Below are 2,475 nucleotides of genomic sequence, written 5' to 3'. Positions count from 1 at the left end.
CGCGACGACTGGCCGGGCGCACTGAAGGCGGAGGGATTCGATCCGTCACGCCCGTCGGCGTGGATCGCCGAGGGACTGCTCATCTACCTGCCCGCCGCCGCGCAGGGACAGCTGTTCGCGGGTATCGACGCGCTGTCGGCTCCCGGCAGCCGGGTGGCCGTCGAAGAGGGCAGACCGATGCCCGACCAGGTCTTCCTGGCGAAGCGCCAGGCGGAACGCGACGCCGGCCAGGAGGGCACCTTCTTCACCCTCACGTACAACGAGCAATATGCGCCCGCCGCGGACTGGTTCGCCGAACGGGGCTGGAACGCCGAGGAGACCCCGCTGACCACCTATCTGGACCACGTCGGCCGTCCCGTCCCTGCGGACGATCCGGACGCGGGTCCGATGACCGGGTCGATCAGTTTGGTCAGCGCCGTCAAGGGTTGAGGCGATACACCAGCGACGTGCCCACCGAGACGCCCCGATAGTTGTCGGCCACCCAGTCGGAGATGTCCCTGGCGTGCGACGTGCCGTGGTTCTCGGCGCGGATGACCCGCCCGTGTGGTTGGTCCACGCCACCGCGGCCCGCTTCGACGTAATAGGTGATCCTCCCGGCGTGTACGTCGCCGACGAACTGCCCGACGGTCGGCGTCGGGTCGCCGCTCCACCCGCCGATCGCCATCACCGACGTGTGCGTCGCGATCTCGAGGGCCGCGGCCGACTGCGAGCCGTTGGTCGCGGCCGACCAGGGAGTGGTCGTCGCCGCGAGCATGGCGGCAAGTTCTCGGTTGGTGTCTTCGTCACCCATCCATCCGCCGACGGCCCCGCTGGCCGTGCCCCGTGCCGCGCGCCCGAGGTCGACCGCCATGGGGATGGTGCCGTGGTGAGGCGTAGCGACCGTCGCGATGCAGAACGCGACCATGCCCACCGTCGCGGCACCCACGCCTGCGATGAGTCCCACGCCCGTGAGCCAACGGCGTCCGAAGAGGACGGCCGCCGCCGCGGCAACACCCGTCACCGCTAGTACCCGTGGTAGCCACCCAGGAGCGAAGTGGTTGTGGTGCAACAGCACTGATGACCACCAAGCGCCCAGCGCAAGTAGGCATCCCATTGCGATACGGCCATCCCATCCAGACCTGAACCGCCACGCCCAGACCGAGGCCAGGCCGATCGGGGCGGCGACCGCGGGCGCCAGCGCGACGGTGTAGTACGGGTGCACCGTGCCGTGCATGTAGCTCAGGACCAATCCCGTCACCAGCAGCCAGCCGCCCCAGGACACCACGGCGGCCCGCTCGTCGCGACCCAGCCGCCCGCGCAGCGTCAGGTACCCGCCGAACGCGACCGCGAAGAGCGCCGCGGGCAGCAACCACGAGATCTCGTTGCCCATTTCGGTTCTGAACAGCCGATGAAGTCCAGTCGCCTTGTTCATCGACGCGACCGCCGCTGCGCCCCAACTCGATTCGTGCCCGACCAGGCGGCCCACGCCGTTGTAGCCGAACGCCAGGTCGAGCACCGTATCGTTCGCCGAACCCCCGATGTAGGGCCGAGAGCCCGCGGGGATCAGCTGCACGGCCAGCACCCACCAGCCCGCCGAGACGACCAGCGCGCCAACGCCTGCGGCCAGGTGCAGCAGCCGATTTCGCCACCTCGTCGGTGCCGCAAGCAGATACGCGCAGGCGAATCCCGGCAGCACCAGGAAGCCCTGCAGCATCTTGGTGAGGAACGCCGTGCCCATCACCACGCCGACCAGGACCAGCCACCGCCACGACGCCGCGTGGATCGCCCTGGCCAGGCAGTAGGCGGCCACCGTCAGCAGCAGCACCAGCAGGGCGTCGGGATTGTTGAAGCGGAACATCAGTGCCGCGGCGGGAGTACAGGCCAGAACCGCACCTGCGATCAGCCCCGCCGCCGCACCCTGGATGGGATCGGATACGGCGCGCTTGACCGCGGCGAACAGGACGGCGACCGCCGCGACGCCCATCAACGCCTGCGGCGCCAGCACCGAGAGGCCGTTCATGCCGAACAGTCGCACCGAGAGCCCCGTCACCCACAGTGACCCTGGCGGCTTGTCGACGGTGATGAAGTTGCGTGCGTCCAGCGACCCGAAGAACCACGCCGACCAGCTCTGCGATCCGGCCTGCGCGGCAGCGGCGTAGAAGGTGTTGCCGTAGCCGCTGGAGGCCAGGCCCCAGAGGTACATCGCGGCGGTGCACGCCAACAGCGCAGCAAGGCTCCACCGTGGCCACCGGGCAGTCACGCCGACCAGCTAAGCGGGTGACGCTGCTAGCGGGCTGTGAACGAGGCCGACGGCGCAGATCGACGGGCGGGGGTCTAGAGCGCGAGCCCGAAGAGGCTGGCGGCGTTGTCGTGGAAGACCCCGCGCAGCCAGTCGTCATCGATGCCGTCCAGCCTCGTCAGCACCTGCATGGCCTCGAGATAGCCGTAGGGAATGTTCGGGAAGTCGCTGCCGAAGAGAATGCGGTCGCCCAAGTC

Annotated in this window: 3 protein-coding genes; 1 reads left to right on the top strand and 2 read right to left on the bottom strand. The window is 69.4% G+C overall.

Going from position 1 to position 2,475, the window contains the following annotated elements; all coding sequences use genetic code 11:
- On the top strand, positions 1-429 hold a 429-nt coding region (locus ACRDUX_RS28480), incomplete at its 5' end, for an SAM-dependent methyltransferase (RefSeq protein ID WP_526418799.1).
- Here ACRDUX_RS28480 and ACRDUX_RS28475 read toward each other — a convergent pair.
- Positions 419-2,239: an ArnT family glycosyltransferase gene (locus ACRDUX_RS28475; protein WP_526418797.1), complete on the bottom strand. Its 1,821-nt coding sequence runs from the start codon at positions 2,237-2,239 to the stop codon at positions 419-421. The two genes, ACRDUX_RS28480 and ACRDUX_RS28475, sit on opposite strands and share 11 nt — an antisense overlap.
- A 74-nt stretch (positions 2,240-2,313) precedes the next feature.
- Positions 2,314-2,475: amidohydrolase family protein (locus ACRDUX_RS28470; protein ID WP_526418801.1), on the bottom strand; the 162-nt coding region annotated here is incomplete at its 5' end.

The organism is Mycobacterium sp., assembly GCF_050701675.1.
Taxonomy (GTDB): domain Bacteria; phylum Actinomycetota; class Actinomycetes; order Mycobacteriales; family Mycobacteriaceae; genus Mycobacterium.
This window is presented reverse-complemented; position numbering and strand designations above follow the sequence as displayed.